Raw genomic sequence first — 1,790 nt, forward strand, 5'->3', positions numbered from 1 at the left:
TGCGCATCCGCAGCTACATCTCCACCGTCCGCAAACACGGCGCCGATGTCCTCACCGCACTGCGCGACGCCATCACCGGGAACCCCTGGTCACCACCCTGCGCCTCAACCACCTGAATGGTTACCACATCGTCTTGACGGGGAACTGTGCCTTCTGCGCATCGATGAACTCGAACCTCGCGCTCACCGATACTCCTGGGCGAAGAAGGCTGCCGCTTTCCCAGGAACTCGGCCTTCATCTTCAGCTCACGGTTTTCTCGTTCGAGCTCGCGTAGACGGGCTCGATCTGAGATCGTCAGTGGTGGTTCCTCGTCGACGTGCTCGACCCGGTACTTGCTCACCCAGTTCCCGAGGGTGCCCTCGTTCACCTGGATCTCGCGAGCAACCTCGGCGATCGGACGCGACGACTCCGTCACCATCTTCACGGCCTCGTCCTTGAACTCAGGACTGAACTTCCTGCGTCGCTCCGGCATCGATCAACCTCCATTCCGTGCGGACCTTATTGGGTCCGGTGTCCGGAATCTGGGAGGCTCGCCAGAGTGGCCGAGGCGCTCGCTGATGGTCTTGATGGACTCACCGCCGTCGAGCAGGACGCTGGCGTAGTAGTGCCGAAGTGCGTGGCACCCGTTGTCGCGGGTGGCGGGGACGCCGTTGGCGTGCAGCGCGGGTTTCCAGATTTTGGCGTTGAAGTAGTGCCTGTTGATCGGCTTGCTCTCGCGGGTCGTGAGGATCAGGGTGACGGTGACCGGTGAGCCGTCGGGTCCGTCCCAGGGGAGTGTCACCGTGCGCGCCGGGAAACGCTCGAGGTGAGCCAGGAGGGCGGCGCGAACGGAGGTGGGCATCGGGACGCTTCGCGTCTTCCTGCCCTTGGGTAGGGCGAAGTAGGGCTGGTTGCTTGCGGTGAGCTTCACCTGTCGGCGAACGGTGATGGTCTCGCGGTCGAAGTCGAGGTCGTCGGGGGACAGGGCGAAGATTTCGCCCTGCCGGAGTCCGGCACCGGCGGCCAAGGGAGGCAGGATCGCGTAGCGCTCGGGCAAGGAGGCGTGGAGGCGTGAACACGGGCGACCCATTCCGTCGACCAGGGCACGACGGGTTGTGGGTCGGCGACCGGTTTACGGACGGTGCGCGAGCGGCAGGGGTTTTTGCCGAGGATGTCGTCGGCGACCGCCGCGGGTGAAGACCTGGGAGACGTTGGCGAAGATCGTGCGCTGGTAGCTGCGGGCCATGGTGAGACCGTGCAGCCAGTGCCGGATGTGCGACGGGGTCACGGTCTTCATCGGCAGGTGGCCGAGTGTGGGGTAGACGTGGAGTCGGAATCGGACGCCCACTTGGTGGGCCGTGTTGGGATCGGCGAACTGCACGGCCGCCACTGCTCGGCGTACTCGCGGAAGCTGATCTCGCCGGCCTTGGGGTCGAGGTAGGTGCCGCGCGCGAGTTCGGTCTCGATGCGTGCGGCTTCGCGGTCGGCGTCGGCTTTCCGGTCGAAGGATTTCTTCCGCGGGACGTCCGCGTGGTCGCGCCATCGCACCAGCCATCGCTTCCCGGTGCCGTTGCGCGGGGTCCGCACCTTCCGCGTGGTGCCGTCCGGCATCTTCCGCGAGACGTACCATCGGTCGTCGACGCTGGCCATTGCCTATAGCCCGAACGATTGACTGGCGCTCATGCCAGGGCCCCGGCGTTGTTGATCTTTGTCCGGTTTGGTCGGATTCAGTTAGATGCCGTACGCGGTGAAGACGTCGTCGCGGTTGAGGAGGTCTCGTCGGGCGTGGGCGATGTTGGCGCGGTCGGCGA

General features: G+C 65.4%; 4 protein-coding genes. All 4 read right to left on the reverse strand.

The window, feature by feature from the left end:
• Window positions 1-13 precede the first annotated feature (13 nt).
• A complete protein-coding gene (locus KME75_RS41250) occupies window positions 14-472 on the reverse strand; it encodes a transposase (RefSeq protein WP_219420417.1) in 459 nt (152 codons plus the stop codon).
• Between the two features lie 3 nt (window positions 473-475).
• A complete protein-coding gene (locus tag KME75_RS41255) occupies window positions 476-1,036 on the reverse strand; it encodes a tyrosine-type recombinase/integrase (protein WP_219420418.1) in 561 nt (186 codons plus the stop codon).
• Between the two features lie 75 nt (window positions 1,037-1,111).
• Window positions 1,112-1,369 carry a tyrosine-type recombinase/integrase gene (locus tag KME75_RS47360; protein WP_372452771.1) on the reverse strand — a complete coding sequence of 86 codons (258 nt, stop codon included), beginning with the start codon at window positions 1,367-1,369 and terminating at the stop codon, window positions 1,112-1,114.
• The gene (locus tag KME75_RS41265; protein ID WP_219420420.1) at window positions 1,273-1,629 is read right to left on the reverse strand and encodes a hypothetical protein; all 357 of its coding nucleotides are present in this window, start codon (window positions 1,627-1,629) and stop codon (window positions 1,273-1,275) included. Before KME75_RS41265 ends, KME75_RS47360 begins: the two co-directional genes overlap by 97 nt.
• Window positions 1,630-1,790: the final 161 nt, after the last annotated feature.

The organism is Pseudonocardia nigra (genome assembly GCF_019396355.1).
Classification (GTDB): domain Bacteria; phylum Actinomycetota; class Actinomycetes; order Mycobacteriales; family Pseudonocardiaceae; genus Pseudonocardia; species Pseudonocardia nigra.